Raw genomic sequence first — 19252 nt, 5'->3', positions numbered from 1 at the left:
AATGACTGTTGTGAACCTGTCGCGACGAAACCTGTTTCGTCCTGACATAAAACAATCTGCGCCCTTGAGGCCGCCGTGGAGCCTTGCTGAAGCTGATTTCACTGAGGCGTGCACCCGTTGTGGTGATTGCGTAAACGCCTGTCCTACCAATGTCATCAAAGTGGGCAGTGGTGGTTTCCCCGAAATTGATTTCAGCCAGGCCGAATGCACCTTTTGCGACAACTGTAGTACGGCCTGCCCGTCAGATGCGATCAATAAACAAAGTGAAAAATCACCCTGGCAGTACGTTGCCAAAATTGAGCAGAGCTGCCTGTCACTGCAGGGGGTGTTTTGCCGCAGTTGCGGTGATGTTTGTGAGCATCGAGCTATTCGCTTCAAGCTGCAGGTTGGAGGGCGCGCCAGCCCTGAATTAGATATTGATGCATGTACCGGTTGTGGTGCGTGTGTAGCGCCTTGTCCGAGCCAGGCGATCGTTATAGAGGAGAAGCTGTGATGACAGCTGAGCAACTAGAGAACGCCGACGTCGTGCACATTTCCAGCCTGGTAGTGCATATGCGTCCCGACGTGATGGCTGATGTGACTGACTACCTGGATCAGAAGCCTGGATTGGAAATTCAAGGCGGTAATGAACAGGGCAAGATGGTGGTGACCCTCGAAACCCTGACCGAACACGCAGTACTGGATGCAATCAGTGAGATTAATTACCTGCCGGGCGTGCTAAGCACCAGCCTGGTGTTTCATCAGATTGATGATGCCCGTGAAGAGCAAACAGCTCTTACGCCGGCAAATGTGGGAGTAGAAGCGCTATGAAAGTGACACGTCGTTCGTTTATCAAAGCTAATGCCGCCGCTACGGCAGCTGCGGTGGCTGGCGTCACCCTGCCTGCGGGTGCCAGCAATCTGATCACGGCCTCAGACCAGACCAAGCTTAAGTGGTCGAAAGCTCCGTGCCGTTTCTGCGGCACAGGGTGTAGCGTGAATGTTGCCACCCGAGGTGAGCGCGTAGTCGCTACACACGGGGATATCAATTCGCCGGTGAACAAGGGCCTGAACTGTGTCAAAGGCTACTTCCTCTCAAAAATTCTGTACGGCAAAGATCGCCTGCAACAGCCGTTGCTGCGCAAAAAGAACGGCAAATACGACAAGCAGGGTGAATTCACCACTGTGAGTTGGGATGAAGCGTTCGATGTAATGGCGGCACAGTTTAAGAAGACGCTGAAAGAGAAAGGCCCAGAAGGTGTCGGCATGTTTGGATCCGGTCAATGGACCGTGATGGAAGGCTACGCCGCATCAAAGCTGATGAAAGCTGGTTTTCGTTCCAACAATATCGAGCCGAATGCGCGTCATTGCATGGCATCTGCGGTGGCTGGATTCATGCGTACCTTTGGTATCGATGAGCCGATGGGCTGTTATGACGATATGGAGTCCGCAGACGCGTTTGTACTGTGGGGCTCAAATATGGCCGAGATGCATCCGATCCTGTGGACTCGGGTCACTGACCGCCGCTTGAGCGCGCCACATGTGAAAGTGGCAGTGCTATCAACCTTTGAGCACCGCAGTTACGAGCTGGCCGATATCCCGATGATATTTACGCCGCAAACGGACTTGGCGATCCTCAACTATATCGCCAACTACATTATCCAAAACGATAAGGTGAACTGGGAGTTTGTGGATAAACACACCAACTTCCATATGGGCAATGACGATATCGGTTATGGCCTGCGTGATGAGCATCCGTTGCAGAAGAAAGCAAAAAATGCAGGTAAAGCGGGTGGCTCAGAGAAGATCACTTTCGAAGAATACGCTAAGTTTGTCAGCAAGTACGACGCCAAATATGTCTCTAAGTTGTCTGGCGTACCTGAGTCACAGCTCAAGCAACTGGCAGAGCTTTACGCCGATCCTAACCGTAAAGTGACATCATTCTGGACCATGGGTTTTAACCAGCATACCCGTGGCGTATGGTGTAACAATCTGGTCTACAACATTCACCTGTTAACAGGAAAAATTTCCACACCGGGTAACAGTCCATTCTCACTGACCGGGCAACCTTCCGCTTGTGGTACCGCCCGTGAAGTCGGTACTTTCTGCCATCGTCTGCCAGCAGATATGGTGGTGGCTAATCCCAAGCACAGAGCCATAGCTGAGAAGATTTGGAAACTGCCTTCGGGCCTGATCCCGCCAAAACCGGGGTTTCATGCGGTCCAACATAACCGTAAGTTGCGTGATGGCGAGATGAATGCCTACTGGATCCAGGTAAACAATAACCTGCAGGCAGCAGCCAATATGAACGAGGAGACGTATCCGGGGTATCGCAACCCGAATAACTTCATCGTTGTGTCTGATGCTTATCCTACAGTGACTGCTGAGGCGGCAGATCTTATTCTCCCCACGGCGATGTGGGTCGAGAAAGAGGGCGCTTATGGTAACGCCGAGCGACGCACACAAACTTGGTATCAGCTGACTAATGCTCCCGGTGAAGCACGCTCAGATACCTGGCAGCTGATGGAGTTCGCTAAGCGTTTCACCACTGACGAAGTGTGGCCTGCGGATATTCTGGATGCGAACCCAGAATATAAGGGCAAAACTTTATATGAAGTGTTGTTCCGCAACGGCAATGTCGACAAATTCCCACTGAAAGATATCAACCCGGAATACGAGAATCAGGAATCCAAACATTTTGGATTCTATGTTCAGAAAGGGCTGTTTGAAGAGTATGCGACCTTTGGTCGTGGTAAGGCCCATGACCTGGCCGACTACGAAGTCTATCACCAGACCCGAGGTCTTCGTTGGCCAGTGGTTGATGGAAAAGAAACGCTCTGGCGCTACAAAGAGGGTTCTGACCCTTATGTGAAACCAGGTACGGGTTTTGAGTTTTATGGCAAACCTGATGGCCGCGCGATTATCTTCGCACTGCCTTATGAACCCGCTGCAGAGGCACCTGATAAAGAGTATCCATTCTGGTTATCAACAGGCCGGGTACTGGAGCACTGGCATTCAGGCTCGATGACACAACGGGTACCTGAGCTGCACAAATCCTTCCCCAGCGCAGTTTGCTTTATTCATCCTGATGATGCGTTGGCACTTGGTGTGCGCCGAGGAGATGAAGTGAAGGTGACCTCCCGGCGTGGTGAGATTAGAACACGGGTTGAAACCCGCGGACGAAACAAGCCACCGAAGGGACTGGTATATGTGCCTTGGTTTGATGCCACTCAGCTGATTAACAAAGTGACGTTAGATGCCACCGACCCGATATCCAAGCAGACAGACTTTAAGAAGTGTGCCGTGCGGATTGAGAAGGTATAGGAGTGCAAACAATGAAAACGATAAAACTCATTACAGGCTTGTTTGTTCTACTGATAACCACTGTTGTTTGGGCTCGAGTTGAAGTCGCCACGTTGCGTGGCAACACGCCCCTCAATGAAGAGGGTAAGCCGCCAATGATGGCGCAGGTGGTCAATGATGATGAGAAACTGCAGCGTGCTTATCCGATGCAGCCGCCCATCATTCCTCACAAGATTGATGGCTATCAGGTTGATATGAATACCAACACCTGCCTGAGCTGCCATTCTCGTAAGCGCACGCCAGAAAGCCAGGCGCCCATGGTCAGTGTGACCCACTTTATGGACCGGGACGGTAACTTCCTGGCTGATGTTTCGCCACGACGCTACTTCTGCCAGCAGTGCCATGTGACGCAGGATAAAGTACGCCCATTGGTCGAAAATCAGTTTAAGGATGTCGACCTGGTGCTCAAGGAAGAACAAGCCAAACAGGTCAAGTGAGGTCACGATGAAGAAGTTTATTAAACAGTGCTGGCGGGTACTGACGCGCCCCAGCGTGCACTTCAGTCTTGGCTTTTTGACCGTAGGTGGCTTTGTGGCAGGTATTATTTTCTGGGGTGGCTTTAACACCGCGCTGGAAGTGTCTAATACCGAGGCCTTCTGTATCAGTTGTCACGAGATGAAGGACAACGTGTATCAGGAGATGCGTACCACCATCCACTTCAGCAACCGCTCCGGGGTCAGGGCAACCTGTCCAGATTGTCACGTGCCGCATAATTGGACTGACAAGATAGCGCGGAAAATGCAGGCCAGTAAGGAGTTGTGGGGCAAGATATTTGGCACTATCAACACCCGGGAGAAGTTTGAAGCCAAACGGCTGGAGCTTGCTCAACATGAGTGGGCCCGCTTAAAGGCAAATGACTCGCTGGAGTGTCGTAACTGCCATAACTTCGATTACATGGATTTCACCAAGCAGAGCCAAAGGGCTGCGGCTCAGCACAGCACGTCATTGGCATCAGGTGAGAAAACCTGTATCGATTGCCATAAAGGTATCGCTCACCAACTGCCTGATATGGCTGGCGTCGATGGTTGGTAAGAGCCTGGTTGGTAATAGTCTAGGTTAGTAAGTCAGATCTGAATCGTTGGAGCAGGCAGGCACCTGCTCCAAGTTCTTTATCTTATCCCTTTGATTTATTACACATCTCTATACACTGATGCATTATGAATACAGGGCTTTCTCGGGCGCGACGCAAAGGAACACTGCTGACACGGCCAAAGCCGCTGCAGCAAGCGCTTATGGCATGACCGACACAAATAAGACCGATAGACATACGATCGACATAAATGCGCTCGGTAAAAAAACGATTGGTATCGTACTCGCCGGTGGTCGCTCCTCCCGCATGGGCACGGATAAAGCTTTGTTGGCGTTGAATGGCCAAACTCTGCTGCAGCAAAGTATCGATCGGCTGCAACAGGCAGGTTGTCAGCAAGTGTATGTCAGTGGCGACTATCCAGGCACCCTTTCGGTTCCTGACCAGTCAGCTAATCGAGGTCCATTGGCCGGGCTGCAGGCAGTATTAAAGGATGAGCGCATTCAACAGTGTCAGGGGCAAGCCTTGGTTGTGATCCCTGTTGATATGCCAACCTTGCCAGCAATCGAAATCAAGCGAGTGGTTGAGCATAGGGAGGACTTTGTCGCATTTAAAAAAAGCTTCTTTCCGTTAAAACTGAAATTGAATACCCATTTGGTTCAGGTAGTCGATGACTTATTGGCCAACGAGGATCGACGCCTGCATTCAATCAAAGCCCTGCTTGAGCATCTGTCCACCCTGTGGTTACCATTGCCTGAACAGGCATCACTATTTGCTAACGTCAACACGCCCGAACAATGGCGTGCATTGTTGAGACATAAATCGGCACAAGCGCCGTCAAAATAGCCGTCATCACTATTTTATTTTGCAAGGAAAGAACCGCTGTTATGAGTCACTTATCTGGTCCGTTCCAATCTCTTAACGTTGCCGTGCTTACGGTTTCTGATACTCGCACCCTGGAAACCGACACCTCGGGGCAATTGCTGGTCGATTCGGCCACTGAAGCTGGCCATCAGGTCGTTGCCCGTGAGATCGCCAAAGACGATATCTATCAACTGCGTGCCATTGTTTCTCAATGGATCGCATCAACCAATGTGCAGGCGGTGCTGGTGACTGGCGGTACAGGCTTTACCGGTCGAGATACCACGCCGGAAGCGTTAACCCCGCTGTTTGATAAGCCGGTTGAGGGCTTTGGTGAGCTGTTCCGCGCCATCTCTTATACTGAGATTGGTACGTCGACAGTGCAGTCCCGCGCGGTTGCCGGGTTTGCCAATGGTACGGTGATCTTCTGTATGCCGGGCTCAACCAATGCCTGTCGCACTGGCTGGACCAAAATTATTGCTGAACAGCTCGATGCCAGCCATAAACCCTGTAACTTTGTGCCTCACCTAAAAGTGGTTGATACAGAGGTAGCCCCATGTCCGACTCGCAGTTAACTCACATAAACCAAAGTGGTGAAGCCCACATGGTCGATGTGGGGGAAAAAGCAGTGACGACCCGGATCGCCCGCGCCCAAGCAACCATTACCATGGCGCCTGAGACCCTGGAATTGATCCTTTCCGGTCAACACCACAAGGGGGACGTGTTTGCAACCTGTCGCATTGCGGGCATTCAAGCGGCGAAACGGACCTGGGACCTGATCCCGCTTTGCCATCCGTTAATGTTGAGTAAGGTTGAGGTAGACCTGATCCCTGATACGGAAAATCACTGCGTGCGAATTGAAACTCTGTGCAAGCTTAGCGGCAAAACCGGCGTGGAGATGGAAGCACTGACAGCGGCGTCAGTCGCGGCATTAACCCTCTACGACATGTGTAAAGCGGTACAGAAAGATATGGTAATTTCAGAGGTGAAATTACTGGAAAAGCAGGGTGGTAAGTCCGGTCACTTTAAAGCAGAGAGTTAACCCAGGCTTGGGCGATTTGTTTGGGTAATTAGTGTCAGCGATGAGTCATAGAGGCGACTATAAAAGCGGTAATAGGAGAGTTATGAAGGTTTTGTTTTTTGCGTCACTCAGAGACACGTTGGGCACCTCGGAACTGCAGGAACCATTGGCGACGGGTGAATCACTGACTGCCGATGGCTTGCGCGAACGATTAAAGTCTCGTGGTGAGGCGTGGCAAAAGGCCCTTTCTCAGCCATCACTGCTGGTGGCTGTCAATCAGGCCATGGTGCCCTGGGATACGCTGCTTTCTGATGATGATGAAGTGGCGCTGTTTCCGCCAGTGACGGGTGGCTAGTGATGGTTCAGACGCAGACAGAGATCCGGGTACAAACGCAGGATTTTGATCTTGGGGCTGAGTACCAACAGCTTGCCAGTCAGTCCGATTGCGGCGCTGTGGTGACCTTTACTGGCTTGGTGCGGGATTATACGGATCCCCAAAAAGTCACATCCCCAGCACCCGTATCCGAGCTGTTTCTCGAACACTACCCTGGCATGACCGAAAAAGCGCTGGCATCCATTGTAGAGCGTGCGCGAGCGCGTTGGCCGCTGGGCCCTGTCACCGTGATCCATCGCGTTGGCGCGCTGCCGCTCAATGCTCAGATCGTTTTTGTAGGGGTGGCCTCAGCGCATCGTCAGGCGGCATTCAGCGCTGCGCAGTTCATTATGGATTACCTGAAAACGGAAGCGCCTTTCTGGAAAAAGGAAACGTCGGGTGGCCAAACCCAGTGGGTAGATGCCAGAGAAAGTGATCAACAGGAGCGTCGTCGATGGGAGTAGACCGCGCTTGGCACGTCAGATTCCTCACTTTCACCTTCTTCTTTCTGCTGAACAGTCTGTCTAGCACCAGTCTGGCTGACCCTCGGCCACAGAATACGTCTCGCCAGACCTTGCCCCAAACTCTGACCATTGCTGTTGCCAATAGCTTTAAGCCGGTGGCCGAGCAGATCGCCGCTGAATACTCCTCAGAAACCGGCGTTGCTATTCGGATTGCATCTGCCTCCAGTGGTGTTCTTGCCAACCAACTGCTTCATGGCGCGCCATTTGACCTGTTTTTGTCTGCTGACAGTGAGCGCCCAAAGTTACTGGTGGAGCGCGGTATTGGATTGGCAGATAGTCGCCTGACGTATGCGTATGGCCGATTGGTATTCTGGTGGCCGCCGGGCGGCGCGCACCAGGGAGGCTTGCCTGATCTGGATAAACTGAATCAGGTGTCGCGCCTGGCGATTGCCAACCCGAGAACCGCACCCTACGGTGAGGCTGCTCAGCAGGTGTTGGAGTCTCTTGGGTTGTGGCAAAAGATGCAGAGCCAGTTAGTGCGTGGTGCAGGCGCGTCACAGGCGTATCAATTCGTTGCTGGTGGCAATATTGCCGCCGGTTTGCTGCCGCTGTCGTTACTCATTCAGGGCGGTATCGAAACAGATTATCTGGAGTTGCCCAGTTACCTTTACCAACGGATGGCGCATCAGGCCGTGGTGATTAGCCGAGGTAATCAGGCTCTGGCATGGGCGTTTCTTCGTTACTTGATGGGGCCTGGGCAGCAAGCTGTAAAAGCGCTTGGGTTTGAAGCGGCAAGTGTAGAGCCTTCGGTGATTGAAAGTGTTGGAGGACAATCGTGAGTTGGTTGTCTGGCCCTGATATGGCTGCGCTCTGGCTGACGCTCAAGCTGGCAACGGTGACCACAGTGCTTTTGTTGCTGCTATCACCGCCATTAGCCTGGTGGTTAGCGCATTCCCGTCGTCGTTGGCGTCCTCTGATTGAGGCAACCGTTGCTTTACCGCTTATTCTCCCTCCCACCGTGTTAGGTTTTTATCTGCTGGTTGGGTTTGCGCCGCAAAGCCCTCTGGGACAGGCGTGGCAGGCGGTATTCGGTTCACCACTGGCATTTAGCTTCTCTGCGCTGGTGATCGGCTCCATGTTATACAGCCTGCCGTTTATCGTGCAGCCGCTACAAGCCGCTTACCAAGGGCTGGACCATAGTCAGTTGGAAGTGGCGCGTACTTTGGGGTTATCCCGTGTGCAGCGCTGGTTTAAATTGATCCTGCCGCAGACACGTAGAGCGACCGGGGCTGCTGCGGTATTGGGTTTTGCCCATACCGTTGGTGAGTTTGGTGTGGTGTTGATGATAGGTGGCAATATCCCAGGCCAAACACAGGTACTTTCGATCGTTCTGTTTGATCATGTTGAGTCGTTGGACTTTGCATCTGCTCACTGGTTGGCGGGCGGCCTGTTGCTGTTTTCATTAATGGCCTTAACTCTTACCTATACCTGGCTGAGAGCTGGTAGCGGAGATGATCATAAAAAGCGGCCTGAAGCTTTTTTTAGAGGTGAAAAATGATCCATTTTTTACTTTATAAACATTGGAATAACTTATTTTCATCTCAATCCGTTGAGCTGGCCTCAACAGGTATTACGGGCATTTATGGACGTTCAGGTGAGGGGAAGTCAACCTTGCTTCGATGGCTGGCTGGGCTGGAGTCGCTGGAAGGGCAGATTGAGTTTTTTGGTGAGTGTTGGCAGCGCTCAGTTCGCACGCAGACTATTCACGGCATTTGCGCGACGGGTTTGCATGAAGATTGGGCTGCAAGCGTGGGAAATGCTGAGAGCGCCGCTGGTGCAGAAAGTGCTGAACACGCAGAAAGTGCAGAAAGCACAGAAAGCTCGTCGTCCCTTCACAATCAACACAGTGAAACTCAAGCATGCCCAGCCCTAAAACCAGAACTCAGGCAGCTGGGTTATGTGCCTCAGCACAGCGCACTGTTTTCCCATCTCACCGTCATTGAAAACCTGAAACTGGCCAAGCCTTTTCCCAATCCAGAGATCGCCAGTTTGGAGCAGTTGATCGATCTACTCTCGTTAAGATCGTTGCTGGATCGCCCGGTTGCCGTGCTTTCAGGGGGCGAGCGTCAACGCGTGGCGTTGGCCCGAGCGATCTGTGTCCGTCCCAGTGCACTGCTATTGGACGAGCCATTTTCTGCAATCGATGAAGGCCATCGTCATATCATCGCCAGTCAATTGAAAATATGGGCAAAAAAGCTGCCTGTGATATTGGTAAGCCATGCACAGGAAGAGCTTGGCGCCCTCTGTGACAAGGTTCTGATATTAGATAAGGGGGCAGTCGTTGCCCAAGGCCAACCCGGCGATGTTTTCTCCCGCCCTGATCTGCTGATCTCTCACCGTGATAATGCTGCCTCTATTCTGATGGCAGACTTTCTTGAGTACGACCACAACCGTCGGCTCCGCCGTTTTATGGTTGAAGGACAGCCAATGGCTTTGCCAATGGATTCGGCTCATTGGGACGAGGGCGGACAAGCGGCTGAAGAGGGGCGAGTGGCGCTACGATTGTTGCACCGGGATATGATATTGAGCCGTGGACCGCTAACGGGCACCAGCTTGCGCAACGGTTTTGAGGTCACTGTCCTAGCGCTGCATACAACGGCAGAAAGCCAAGTCTTGGTGAGATTGGGGCTGGGAGAGCAGAAACTTTTGGCTCGCATCACACAGTGTTCAGCTGAGGAGTTGCGGTTATCTGAGGGTGAGCAGATCTACGCCTATGTAAAGGCGGTTAGCCTGGTCACCCACGCAGATGCGCTTTCACCGCCAATGTACTGATCCGTCGCAACATGCCCCAGAACAGGAAGGTGTGTGGACGCATCATGGCGTACCAGTAGAGTTGACCCCAGAAGCCGGCGGGGTGCCAATAAGCGATCATTTTTATCCGTGTACCACCACCGGGGAGAGGCTCCAGTCGGAACTCCAGGTTGCCGGAACCCGGTCCTTTCATACGGAAGCCAAGTAGGACTGATTTTTCATCTTCCCTGGATTCATCCACGCGAAGGATCTCCCAGGAGTCCATGCGTTCGCCAACGATAAACCTGTCTTCGGTGTCGCGCCCCAGCTCCCGTCCCGGGCCTCCCACACAAAAATCAATCCACTCCCGGATCGCCCAAACCCAGCTCATAAAGAAGAAGCGCTGTTTGCCACCAATTTTGCTGAGTACCTGCCAAATGGGCGCTGCGGGCAGTGCTGACTCGTGGCTGACGATCAGGCTGTCACCGTAAAAAGCGGCATTGGGCCAGCCTTCTCGGAACGCCATATTGCCCTGAAACCAGTTCAGAGGCGCCGGCGCGTCACGTTCATCTTCCAGCGCTTTTTCAACTGCCTGATCGTAGGTTAATAAGGTTTGCGGGATCAGCTCGCGGATCGGCGCATCATTGGCTGGAATATTGTCTTTTAATCCGCCCAGTAACGCCTTAATCACGCCTTTGGGCGCCGAGCTAAACAGCGGCATGCCCAAACGGACCATGCCTATGGTGATGAATGGCAGCGGTAGGGCTTTGAACCGTTTATCTGTCGCCCATGCGAACCGCTTAATCTGCTCCAGATAGCTCATACGCTCTGGGCCGGCGACATCATAGATTTGCTGATAGCATTCAGGCCGCTGCTGTACTTCGAGTAAGTAGTGCAGCAGGTTATCTAACGCGATGGGAGCGCTGGTGTTTTTCACAGCCGAGGGCAATACCATAGCGGGTAGATGATTCACCATATCCCGGATCGCTTCGAACGGCACAGAACCGGCACCGACAATAATTGGTGCTCTTAATTCGGTCACCGGCGTAGTGAAACCCCGCAGTGCTTCGCCGGTTTCGGCGCGGGATTTTAGATGTGTTGACTGGGTATTTTCTGGCGTCAAAGCCCCCAGATAGATGATCTGTTTGAGTCCGGCTTTTTCCGCTTCTCTACCAAAAATACGCGCCGCACGAAGATCCCGCTCGGCAAAGTCAGCCCCTGCCTGCATCGAGTGAACCAGGTAATACGCAATATCAATTTGTTCACAGACCTGCGTCACTTCGATCGGATGCAACAGGTCCATCGGACAGAGTTCAACGCTACCGTCCTTGAGTTGCGGTTCGAATACCGCTTCCATTTCTGGGCGTCTGCGGGCACAGGCGCGAACCTGATGACCTTGCTCGACCAAAGCGGGGACAAGATGCCTTCCAATATATCCACTGGCGCCAACAACGAGTATTTTCAAACTATCACTGTTCCCTTTCTAATTTATCGAGACTCTATTCAGAGAAATCGTTTTTAAGGAATCCGTTACTAGGGTCTGTTGACCTTTCGTGTATGGATTTTGTTCGAATGAAACACGTTTTGAGCAAGAAGTGAGCTACGTAACTTAGCGATCTAAGTAAGTAGTGAACGACGCAGCGCAGAACGTGTTTCAACGAACCCCATTACCTTCAAAAGAAGGGGCAGCATTTGTTGGTGATTTATACTTCGTTATCGGCTATTTATTGAGGGCCATGCAACTTCACAGCCTCTGCCTCGCCTAATTCACCAACACATTGCTGCAAAAACAAACAGCAAAGGTCAACAGACCCTAATAAGAGTCAGTTATTCTAAGAATCAGGCTAGCATAGGAAGCTCTGCTTCGGAGTGAATTCATTATGCGGGTGATGGTGTTAGGCAGTACAGGATTTATCGGCGGCCTCTTAGTTAAGCAGCTTAAGGCCGACGAAAATATTAAACAGATAATATGTCCTGTGAGACAAGAGGTTACAACTAGGCCAGATCTGGCTCCCGGTAATAAAGTGAGTTATCCCATCATAGATTTTGAAGCCCTAGATTTTGAAGCGATAGGGCATGGGAGCTGTGATGAGCTGTTCCTGCCTACTTGTGACTGGATCTGTTTATGCCTAGGCACACATTCCGGCAAGCAGGGCAGTTATGAGCAAGTGGATTATGGCTACACCATCGCTGCCGCCAAGCTTGCCCGAGGAGCTGGTACGCCAAACGCTATGTTGATCTCCTCTACGCTGGCGAGCGCGCAGTCACTCTCACCTTATTTACGTTGGAAAGGAAAAGCAGAGCAGGCGCTGGAAGCGCTGCAATTCGAAAAGTTGGCCATTTTCAGGCCGGGTCCGCTATTAGGGCGTATCGAGGTTCGTCTCTCAGAGCGATTGGGTAACCCACTACTGAAACTTCTCGCTGCCATGATGGGCGGCAAACGCTCCCCAATTGCGCCGGTGGATGGATCTGATCTCGCGTCGCTAATGGCAAGGCAGATAACCGAAGATGCTACAGAAAATACCTCTGGCGAAGACTGGCAGGGCCTTAAACGGTTTTACGCAGGCGATATCGCCAGTTCAGATCTGGCGCGTCAGGAAAAATAAAAAAGAGTGATTGAACTGGAGTTGATTTGCCAGTCTGCAAATGGCCCCCAATTTTGCTATTCTGCGCCGCAATTCGATCCAAAGAAATAGACACAGCATGAGTTACGTAGGAAGAGTATGGCGCGGTGAACTGCCGTTGGCAGTGACCTTTTTTGCATTTCACCTTGGCGGCTGGGCGGCGCTATTTGCATTGGGCCACCTGTTCTCCCGTATCTTGCCGCTGACAACGTATGCCTGGGTATCGACCATGTTGATCCCAATCTGGCTGTGTTTCTTTGTCTGGACGCTCACCGCTATTTGGCGATCTTCAGACCTTGCCAGCAAGTGGCCCAAAATGCTGGCTCGTGGCTGGTGTATTGTTGTTTTCACCACCTTGGTTCAAACCATTATTTTGCCTATCTTTTTTGGCTAACAGACGATATTCACTTTTTGTTGTGGCCCGTTCTGGGCCGCGACTTGCTGACACCCCCAACACGTGACTAATACCAATCCGCATAAAAATATGGTCAACCAGGAAGCCTGGGCAAGTTCAATTCAAGGCGCAGTCATGCAGCAATGGTTGCTCCCTTGCAAATGGCTGCAAAGCAGGAATGGGCTTTCCCAGACTTCCGCGTAGGGCGGGTTTTAAATCACTTTATGCTGCGTTAGTTGATTTCGGCGTAGAACAACTATGCCTTCAATCTCCTGCCTTGCTTAAAGTGATTTAAATTCCCGCTGGTAGATCATATTCTTATTCGGATTGGTATAACATGTGAGCACTGAATTTGCTCAGTTATTCCCATGCCTTCAGTACCGAAACAGGTTGTCACGCAGTATCGATGGCTGCGAGAGATTCGTTCTGGGAGTAACCGTTAGCCCAGTCATTACAAGCCCACAGGGCAACTATTACAAATTAACCAGAGAGAGAACGAGATGTTCCCAGAGTTCAACCACTCGCGCCGTATCGCGTGGATGCTTTGTGGAGTCGTTTCGGCGCCATTGGCGTATGCCGATCAGACCACGCCTAATCAAGGGCTTCACAAGTACACCCCCGATCTCACTGCGCTGGTCAACGCCACCGTGGTTACCGAGCCCGGTAAACGTATTCCAAATGCCACACTGATTATCGAACGTGGTCGTATTCAGCGCGTACTGGAAGATGGTGACGTGCCTGCTGGGGCTAAGGTGATCGATCTAAAGGATCATTTCATCTACGCCGGCTTTATCGACTTGTACACGCAGTACGGTGTTGATGCCTACGATGGCAACGGCCATCACACAGAAGAGCCTATTTACGACAACAAACGTGTGGGGGGCAATTACAGTAACGCTGCTATTCATACCCAGACGCGCTGGGTGGATAGTTTCGAGCCTTCTGTCAATTCTGCAGATAGCTGGGTTCAGGACGGCTTTACCTCGGTGCAAAGTGCCCGCTTTGACGGCATTCTGCAGGGGCGGGGGATGTTGGTCAGCTTGGCTGAGGGTGTGCCTAATGACCTGATTTATCGCCCAACCACACAGTATTTTGGCAGCTTCGATAAGGGCAGTTCTGATCAGGCATATCCTGGTTCTCTGATGGGCAGTATTGCTCTTATCCGCCAAACCTTGGCTGATGCGCAATGGTATGCCAACAGTGAGGGTATGAATCGCACAGAGTTCACGGGTGAGCGCGAATACAATGTTGCCCTTGCCGGATTGGCAGAGGTCAAAGCCAGTGGGGTGATGTTTGCGGCCGATGACGACATGATGCTGCTGCGGGCTGCCAGTCTGTTCAATGAGTTTGATGTACCGTTGACCGCACTGGGCAGTCATTACGAATATGCGCGACTGCAGGAGATTAAGGCCAGCGGGGCGCAGTTAGTATTGCCACTGAATTTTCCGGAAACACCAAAAGTTGAGAGCCTGGATGACGCGGGTGATGTGTCACTGGCGACACTTCGTCACTGGGAGCGTGCGCCGGCCAATCCAGCGGCGGTGGCTAAAGCAAATATTCCATTTGCACTGACTCGCCATGGTAGCAATGGCAGTTTCTGGGACAATCTGGACAAGGCGATGAGCTACGGCCTGTCCGCCAAAGATGCTCTGGCTGCATTGACCACCACGCCAGCCAAGTTTACCGGAGCTTCAGATCAAATTGGGCGTGTGGCTCCGGGTTATCGTGCCGATTTGGTGATCAGCCACGGTGATCTATTTACGGGGGGGGAGTTGCGTCAGGTATGGCTGCAGGGACAGCAGAAGGTATTGGACCCAAATAAGAGCTATCAACTTGCGGGAAGCTACCGACTGGAATTAAAAGATAAACCCATCACCATGACCCTGGATTACGACACAGGCAGTCTGCAGGGAGAGCTGGAGTTTAATGGCGATGTTGTGGCGTTAAACGGGCTGACTGTACTCAGTGACCGCATCAACTTCCGCGTTGAATTGGAGGCGTTGGGTTTGCCAGGCGTCAGCCGGGTAGCGCTCCAGCGTCATAACGAGAAACTTTTGGGACAGCTGATTGACAGTGAAGGTAAACAGTATGACTTGGTAGCGGTCGCTGGAGGGGGTAAGCAGGTAGGCGACATGGAACGCCCCGCAGCTGTCGAGCCGTTTATTGGTCAGTTGACGTACCCCAACCGTGCGTTTGGCTTCGGTCAGTTACCGAGTAGTGAAAAAGTACATATCAAGAATGCGACCATCTGGACTTCGACAGAAAAGGGAATTCTCGAAAACAGCGACCTGCTGATATCTGATGGTGAAATTGAAGAGATAGGCAAAGACCTCGACACGCCCAGTGGCTATCTGATTGTTGATGGAACAGGTAAACATGTCACTGCGGGCATTATTGATGAGCATAGCCATGTTGCTATCAGCCATGGTGTGAACGAACCGTCTGATGCGATTACCTCTGAAGTACGAATCGGTGATGTGCTCAATCCGGAAGACCCAAACATCTATCGTGCTCTGGCGGGCGGTGTAACAACTGCGCAGTTGTTACACGGTTCAGCTAATCCGATTGGTGGCCAGTCAGCGATAGTTCAGCTGCGTTGGGGTGAAACCGCCGAAGGTTTGAGGTTTGAAGGTGCGCCGGGAAGTATTAAGTTTGCCCTTGGTGAAAACGTGAAACAGTCAAACTGGGGAGATCAGTTTGATATCCGCTATCCACAAAGCCGTCTCGGCGTTGAAGCGATCATGCGAGACTACTTCCAGGCCGCTCGCGAGTACGAGGCTCGCCACAAGGCCTACCAGGAGCTTGGCCGCCGCGCTAAGCGAGACACGGTACCGCCGCGTATCGATTATCGTATGGAAGCGCTGGTGGAGATCCTGAACAGTGAACGCTTTATTCATGTTCACTCTTACGTTTCTTCCGAAATGATGGCCTTGATGGAGTTGGCAGACGACTTTGGGTTTACGGTACAAACCTTCACCCATGTACTTGAGGGTTATAAGGTGGCTGACGAATTGGCTGCGCATGGAGCGACAGCGTCAACCTTTGCTGATTGGTGGGCATACAAGTTCGAGGTGTATGACGCTATTCCTCAGAATGCCTGTTTGATGGCGGAGCGCGGCGTTAACGTCAGCATTAACTCTGATAGTGAAGATCTAATTCGCCGCCTCAATCAGGAAGCGGCTAAATCCATGATGTACTGTGATATGTCTCCGGAGCAGGCTTGGAACATGATTACCATTAACCCTGCTATCCAACTGAAAATCGACGACAAAGTCGGTTCGTTGGAAGAAGGTAAACAGGCAGATGTCGTGTTGTGGAACCATGCACCAATGTCAGCCTATGCCCGTGCTGAAGCAACCTGGATTGAAGGTAAACGCTACTTTGACCGTCAGCGTGATTCATTGATGCGCCAGCAGCAGGGGTATGAAAAGCAGCGCTTGATCCAGAAGGTGCTGAGCAATGGCGCCGCGAATGGTGGCGAAACGGCTTATGGTGATGAATCCGCAGAGGCGGCGGGCTATAAGATGGACCAACCAAGCTGGCATTGTGACACCCAATTCGATGTTTGGAATCACGAGCATCATGCTCACCATGCTCATCACGCAGGAGGCCACTAGTCATGAAGAAGTTAACTAATGTGTTGGCACTGCTACTGTCTCTTTCCGCTGTTAGTGGGACCAACCTGCAGGCACATACGCAGGTGCCAGGTGCACCTCAAAGCCAACCTATCCTGATCCAGGATGGCACAGTCCATACCGGTGATGGCGAGGTACTTAAAGGATACGATCTGCTGCTGGAAAATGGTGTTATCTCTCAACTCGAACAGCAGATCCCTGTGCCGGAAAATGCCAAAGTGATCTCCGCGGTGGGCCAGTCGGTGTATCCAACCCTGATTGCACTGGATACCACCCTCGGGCTGTTGGAAATTGACGCGGTTAGAGCGACCGATGATGAAGGCGAAGTGGGTAGCATCAACCCGAATGCCCAAGGTTATATCGCCTTTAATGCGGACTCTGAATTATTACCACCGACGCGCAGCAACGGTATTGGTTATGTTCAGGTTGCACCAAAGGGGGGGCTGCTTAGTGGTACTTCCAGCCTGGTACACCTTGATGGGTGGAACAATGTCGATTCACTGTTAATCGATGACCTGGGCGTGCACCTGCGTTGGCCAACAATCAAATTGCGTCAGGGCTGGTATGTATCGCAGGACCCTGAGAGTCAACGTGAAGATTACGCTGAAGACCTGGCTAAACTGCACAAAGCCTTTGCCGATGCTAAGCGTTACAAATACGCGAAAGAGGCTGACCAACTGGCTGCGACGGATCAGCGTTGGGAAGCGATGTTGCCAGTGCTTCGTGGCGAGCAGCCTATCTACATCCACGCTGATGATATTCGAGATATTGTTCAGGCAATCGCTTTTGCACAGCGAGAGCGTCTGGCGATGATACTTGTCGGAGGCGCGCAGGCTGACCAGGCGATCAATAGCCTGTTAAGGTTCAATATCCCGGTAATTTATACCCATAGCGTGGCGCATCCCTTCACAGAAGATGATGGTTATGACAGCGCCTTTTCCGTGCCGCTTAAGCTACAAAAAGCGGGTGTGAAGTACGCGCTGGCATTCCATAACGAAGGCACGTGGGATGTTCGTAACTTGCCGTTTGCAGCGGGACAGGCGGTGGGCTTTGGCCTAACCAAAGAGCAAGCGCTAACGGCCATCACGCTCACTGCGGCGGAAATTTTGGGAGTCGACGAAGAGTTGGGCTCGTTGCGTCCGGGCAAGCGTGCCAGCCTGGTGATCGCACCGGGCGATATTTTGGATTACAGCGGTCACCCGATCAAAGCGATGCTGATTGATGGCCGAGAAGTAGATCTGAATAATCGCCAGAAGCAGCTCTATCAGAAATATCAGCAAAAGCCGGCGGCAAAGTAGCGCTTGTAAGCGCAATATAAACCTGAACCGAGTTTAAAAGAGGAATTCGATGGATTGTTGTGACGCACCAGGCTTGATGCCGGTCGAACAAGCGCTGACTCAAATGGCACAGACAGTTTCTGCTGTCGCTGAAAAAGAGCAGTGTGATTTGGCTGACGCCTTTGACCGGGTATTAGCGGAAGATGTCGCCTCGCCATTGGATATTCCTCCTTTCGATAACTCGGCGATGGATGGCTATGCGTTCCGTTTTACTGATTGGCAGGCAAACAACACCATGCCGTTGGCGGGCAAAGCTATGGCAGGTCAGCCTTTCACTGGCGATGTACCAGTGGGTCACTGCGTGCGCATCATGACTGGTGCGAAAGTCCCTGAAGGGCTGGACACTGTGGTGATGCAGGAGAAAGCGGTGGTCAGCGAGGATGGCGCCAATGTTAGCTTCGCCGAGGTAAAACAATGCAGCAATGTGCGCTACCGTGGCGAGGATGTGAAAGCCGGAGATGTTGCTTTGTTTGCCGGAGATCGATTGTCACCTCGTCATATCGGCCAGCTGGCGTGCTTGGGTATTGGTAAGGTGCCGGTTTGTCGTAAATTGAAAGTTGCGATCTTCTCTACCGGAGACGAGCTTAAACTGCCCGGCACTCCGCTCTCTGAGGGTGAGATCTACGATTCCAACCGCTTTGCAGTCAAAGCGATGTTGTCCCGACTGCCGATAGAAGTCAGGGATTTTGGTGTGATACCAGATGATGAAGCCCAACTACGACAGGTGTTTGCTGACGCTGATGCATGGGCTGATGCGGTGATCTCCAGCGGTGGTGTGTCGGTAGGTGATGCTGACTATACAAAGCAGATCCTGGATGAAATGGGCGATATAGGTTTCTGGAAGCTGGCGATTAAACCGGGCAAACCCTTTGCCTTTGGTAAGCTGCCGCACAGCCAGTTCTTCGGACTGCCGGGGAACCCGGTATCTGCTGTGGTGACTTGCGACCAGCTGGTGATGCCAACCCTGCAGAAGATGATGGGCTGGAAAGCTGAGCCTGCATTGGGATTTGAAGCGGAGCTTACCGCCAGGCTTAAAAAGCGTCCCGGCCGCAAAGATTACCAACGTGCAACCGCTACGCTGGTCGATGGTCAATGGCAGGTGGCAGGGACCGGCAATCAGGGGTCTGCTATCTTCAGCTCGATGATCAGTGCGAACGGTTATGCGCCGTTAGCGGCTGAGTCCGCCGGCGAAGAAGCAGGTCAAAGGGTTTGGTTTGAACCGTTTGCGGAGTGGTTGAAGTAGCCAGGTCTAGTCCGAAATATCCCCTCACCCCAGCCCTCTCCCTCTGGAGAGGGGGATAAAATGTGCAACCGGAACATAGGTAACACTTTAAACCGGCAACATGGGTTACACCTTTTCAAAGGTTGAGCAACGCCATTCGGTC

The 19252-nt window shown here is 52.1% G+C and carries 19 protein-coding genes; 18 read left to right on the top strand and 1 reads right to left on the bottom strand.

Annotated features, from left to right (window positions below):
• Nucleotide 1: 1 nt before the first annotated feature.
• The 13 genes from napF to ABEA14_RS08960 all read left to right on the top strand — a co-directional run bounded on the left by napF (nt 2) and on the right by ABEA14_RS08960 (nt 9919).
• The gene (gene napF, locus ABEA14_RS09020) at nt 2–493 is read left to right on the top strand and encodes a ferredoxin-type protein NapF (RefSeq protein WP_345339625.1); all 492 of its coding nucleotides are present in this window, start codon (nt 2–4) and stop codon (nt 491–493) included.
• Nucleotides 493–810 carry a chaperone NapD gene (locus ABEA14_RS09015; protein ID WP_345339624.1) on the top strand — a complete coding sequence of 106 codons (318 nt, stop codon included), beginning with the start codon at nt 493–495 and terminating at the stop codon, nt 808–810. Before napF ends, ABEA14_RS09015 begins: the two co-directional genes overlap by 1 nt.
• On the top strand, nt 807–3302 hold the full coding sequence (napA, locus tag ABEA14_RS09010; protein ID WP_345339623.1) for a periplasmic nitrate reductase subunit alpha: 2496 nt from the start codon (nt 807–809) through the stop codon (nt 3300–3302). The genes ABEA14_RS09015 and napA overlap by 4 nt, the downstream gene beginning before the upstream one ends.
• 11 nt (nt 3303–3313) lie before the next feature.
• A complete protein-coding gene (locus tag ABEA14_RS09005) occupies nt 3314–3778 on the top strand; it encodes a nitrate reductase cytochrome c-type subunit (protein ID WP_345339622.1) in 465 nt (154 codons plus the stop codon).
• A gap of 7 nt (nt 3779–3785) precedes the next feature.
• A complete protein-coding gene (locus ABEA14_RS09000) occupies nt 3786–4373 on the top strand; it encodes a cytochrome c3 family protein (RefSeq protein WP_345339621.1) in 588 nt (195 codons plus the stop codon).
• Between the two features lie 205 nt (nt 4374–4578).
• On the top strand, nt 4579–5214 hold the full coding sequence (gene mobA, locus ABEA14_RS08995; protein ID WP_345339619.1) for a molybdenum cofactor guanylyltransferase: 636 nt from the start codon (nt 4579–4581) through the stop codon (nt 5212–5214).
• Between the two features lie 41 nt (nt 5215–5255).
• On the top strand, nt 5256–5804 hold the full coding sequence (gene moaB, locus ABEA14_RS08990) for a molybdenum cofactor biosynthesis protein B (protein ID WP_345339617.1): 549 nt from the start codon (nt 5256–5258) through the stop codon (nt 5802–5804).
• Nucleotides 5786–6271: a cyclic pyranopterin monophosphate synthase MoaC gene (moaC, locus tag ABEA14_RS08985; RefSeq protein WP_345339616.1), complete on the top strand. Its 486-nt coding sequence runs from the start codon at nt 5786–5788 to the stop codon at nt 6269–6271. Before moaB ends, moaC begins: the two co-directional genes overlap by 19 nt.
• 82 nt (nt 6272–6353) lie before the next feature.
• Entirely contained in the window at nt 6354–6605 is a 252-nt protein-coding gene (locus ABEA14_RS08980) for a MoaD/ThiS family protein (RefSeq protein WP_345339615.1), read from the top strand.
• A gap of 2 nt (nt 6606–6607) precedes the next feature.
• Nucleotides 6608–7087, top strand: coding sequence for a molybdopterin synthase catalytic subunit MoaE (moaE, locus tag ABEA14_RS08975; protein WP_345339614.1), 480 nt, complete (start codon nt 6608–6610; stop codon nt 7085–7087).
• Complete coding sequence (gene modA / locus ABEA14_RS08970; RefSeq protein ID WP_345339613.1) at nt 7078–7926, top strand: molybdate ABC transporter substrate-binding protein; 849 nt, start codon at nt 7078–7080, stop codon at nt 7924–7926. The genes moaE and modA overlap by 10 nt, the downstream gene beginning before the upstream one ends.
• 20 nt (nt 7927–7946) lie before the next feature.
• Nucleotides 7947–8645 (top strand): molybdate ABC transporter permease subunit, encoded by a 699-nt coding sequence (modB, locus tag ABEA14_RS08965; RefSeq protein WP_377776237.1) that lies wholly within the window; start codon nt 7947–7949, stop codon nt 8643–8645.
• Nucleotides 8642–9919 carry an ATP-binding cassette domain-containing protein gene (locus ABEA14_RS08960; protein ID WP_345339611.1) on the top strand — a complete coding sequence of 426 codons (1278 nt, stop codon included), beginning with the start codon at nt 8642–8644 and terminating at the stop codon, nt 9917–9919. The genes modB and ABEA14_RS08960 overlap by 4 nt, the downstream gene beginning before the upstream one ends.
• Here the strand turns inward: ABEA14_RS08960 and ABEA14_RS08955 are convergent.
• Nucleotides 9882–11342: a DUF2867 domain-containing protein gene (locus tag ABEA14_RS08955; RefSeq protein ID WP_345339610.1), complete on the bottom strand. Its 1461-nt coding sequence runs from the start codon at nt 11340–11342 to the stop codon at nt 9882–9884. The genes ABEA14_RS08960 and ABEA14_RS08955 overlap by 38 nt on opposite strands.
• 559 nt (nt 11343–11901) lie before the next feature.
• Between ABEA14_RS08955 and ABEA14_RS08950 the strand changes: the two genes are divergently transcribed.
• From ABEA14_RS08950 to moeA, 5 genes are all read left to right on the top strand, one after another.
• The gene (locus tag ABEA14_RS08950; RefSeq protein ID WP_345339609.1) at nt 11902–12483 is read left to right on the top strand and encodes a Rossmann-fold NAD(P)-binding domain-containing protein; all 582 of its coding nucleotides are present in this window, start codon (nt 11902–11904) and stop codon (nt 12481–12483) included.
• Between the two features lie 97 nt (nt 12484–12580).
• Nucleotides 12581–12895: a hypothetical protein gene (locus tag ABEA14_RS08945; protein ID WP_345339608.1), complete on the top strand. Its 315-nt coding sequence runs from the start codon at nt 12581–12583 to the stop codon at nt 12893–12895.
• 500 nt (nt 12896–13395) lie between these two features.
• Nucleotides 13396–16512, top strand: coding sequence for an amidohydrolase family protein (locus ABEA14_RS08940; RefSeq protein WP_345339607.1), 3117 nt, complete (start codon nt 13396–13398; stop codon nt 16510–16512).
• Nucleotides 16513–16514: 2 nt separating this feature from the next.
• Nucleotides 16515–17828, top strand: a complete 1314-nt coding sequence (locus ABEA14_RS08935) for an amidohydrolase family protein (RefSeq protein ID WP_345339606.1) — start codon at nt 16515–16517, stop codon at nt 17826–17828.
• Between the two features lie 49 nt (nt 17829–17877).
• Complete coding sequence (gene moeA / locus ABEA14_RS08930) at nt 17878–19110, top strand: molybdopterin molybdotransferase MoeA (RefSeq protein ID WP_345339605.1); 1233 nt, start codon at nt 17878–17880, stop codon at nt 19108–19110.
• Nucleotides 19111–19252 lie beyond the last annotated feature (142 nt).

Source organism: Corallincola platygyrae (genome assembly GCF_039544265.1).
GTDB lineage: Bacteria > Pseudomonadota > Gammaproteobacteria > Enterobacterales > Neiellaceae > Corallincola > Corallincola platygyrae.
Note: the sequence above shows the minus strand (reverse complement) of the source record. Positions and strands in the feature narration are given on the sequence as shown.

What these genes read in the sequence shown, in the direction of transcription:
- napF (WP_345339625.1), top strand. Translation starts at nt 2, where the DNA reads ATGACTGTTGTGAACCTGTCGCGACGAAACCTGTTTCGTCCTGACATA.
- ABEA14_RS09015 (WP_345339624.1), top strand. Translation starts at nt 493, where the DNA reads ATGACAGCTGAGCAACTAGAGAACGCCGACGTCGTGCACATTTCCAGC.
- napA (WP_345339623.1), top strand. Translation starts at nt 807, where the DNA reads ATGAAAGTGACACGTCGTTCGTTTATCAAAGCTAATGCCGCCGCTACG.
- ABEA14_RS09005 (WP_345339622.1), top strand. Translation starts at nt 3,314, where the DNA reads ATGAAAACGATAAAACTCATTACAGGCTTGTTTGTTCTACTGATAACC.
- ABEA14_RS09000 (WP_345339621.1), top strand. Translation starts at nt 3,786, where the DNA reads ATGAAGAAGTTTATTAAACAGTGCTGGCGGGTACTGACGCGCCCCAGC.
- mobA (WP_345339619.1), top strand. Translation starts at nt 4,579, where the DNA reads ATGACCGACACAAATAAGACCGATAGACATACGATCGACATAAATGCG.
- moaB (WP_345339617.1), top strand. Translation starts at nt 5,256, where the DNA reads ATGAGTCACTTATCTGGTCCGTTCCAATCTCTTAACGTTGCCGTGCTT.
- moaC (WP_345339616.1), top strand. Translation starts at nt 5,786, where the DNA reads ATGTCCGACTCGCAGTTAACTCACATAAACCAAAGTGGTGAAGCCCAC.
- ABEA14_RS08980 (WP_345339615.1), top strand. Translation starts at nt 6,354, where the DNA reads ATGAAGGTTTTGTTTTTTGCGTCACTCAGAGACACGTTGGGCACCTCG.
- moaE (WP_345339614.1), top strand. Translation starts at nt 6,608, where the DNA reads ATGGTTCAGACGCAGACAGAGATCCGGGTACAAACGCAGGATTTTGAT.
- modA (WP_345339613.1), top strand. Translation starts at nt 7,078, where the DNA reads ATGGGAGTAGACCGCGCTTGGCACGTCAGATTCCTCACTTTCACCTTC.
- modB (WP_377776237.1), top strand. Translation starts at nt 7,947, where the DNA reads ATGGCTGCGCTCTGGCTGACGCTCAAGCTGGCAACGGTGACCACAGTG.
- ABEA14_RS08960 (WP_345339611.1), top strand. Translation starts at nt 8,642, where the DNA reads ATGATCCATTTTTTACTTTATAAACATTGGAATAACTTATTTTCATCT.
- ABEA14_RS08945 (WP_345339608.1), top strand. Translation starts at nt 12,581, where the DNA reads ATGAGTTACGTAGGAAGAGTATGGCGCGGTGAACTGCCGTTGGCAGTG.
- ABEA14_RS08940 (WP_345339607.1), top strand. Translation starts at nt 13,396, where the DNA reads ATGTTCCCAGAGTTCAACCACTCGCGCCGTATCGCGTGGATGCTTTGT.
- ABEA14_RS08935 (WP_345339606.1), top strand. Translation starts at nt 16,515, where the DNA reads ATGAAGAAGTTAACTAATGTGTTGGCACTGCTACTGTCTCTTTCCGCT.
- moeA (WP_345339605.1), top strand. Translation starts at nt 17,878, where the DNA reads ATGGATTGTTGTGACGCACCAGGCTTGATGCCGGTCGAACAAGCGCTG.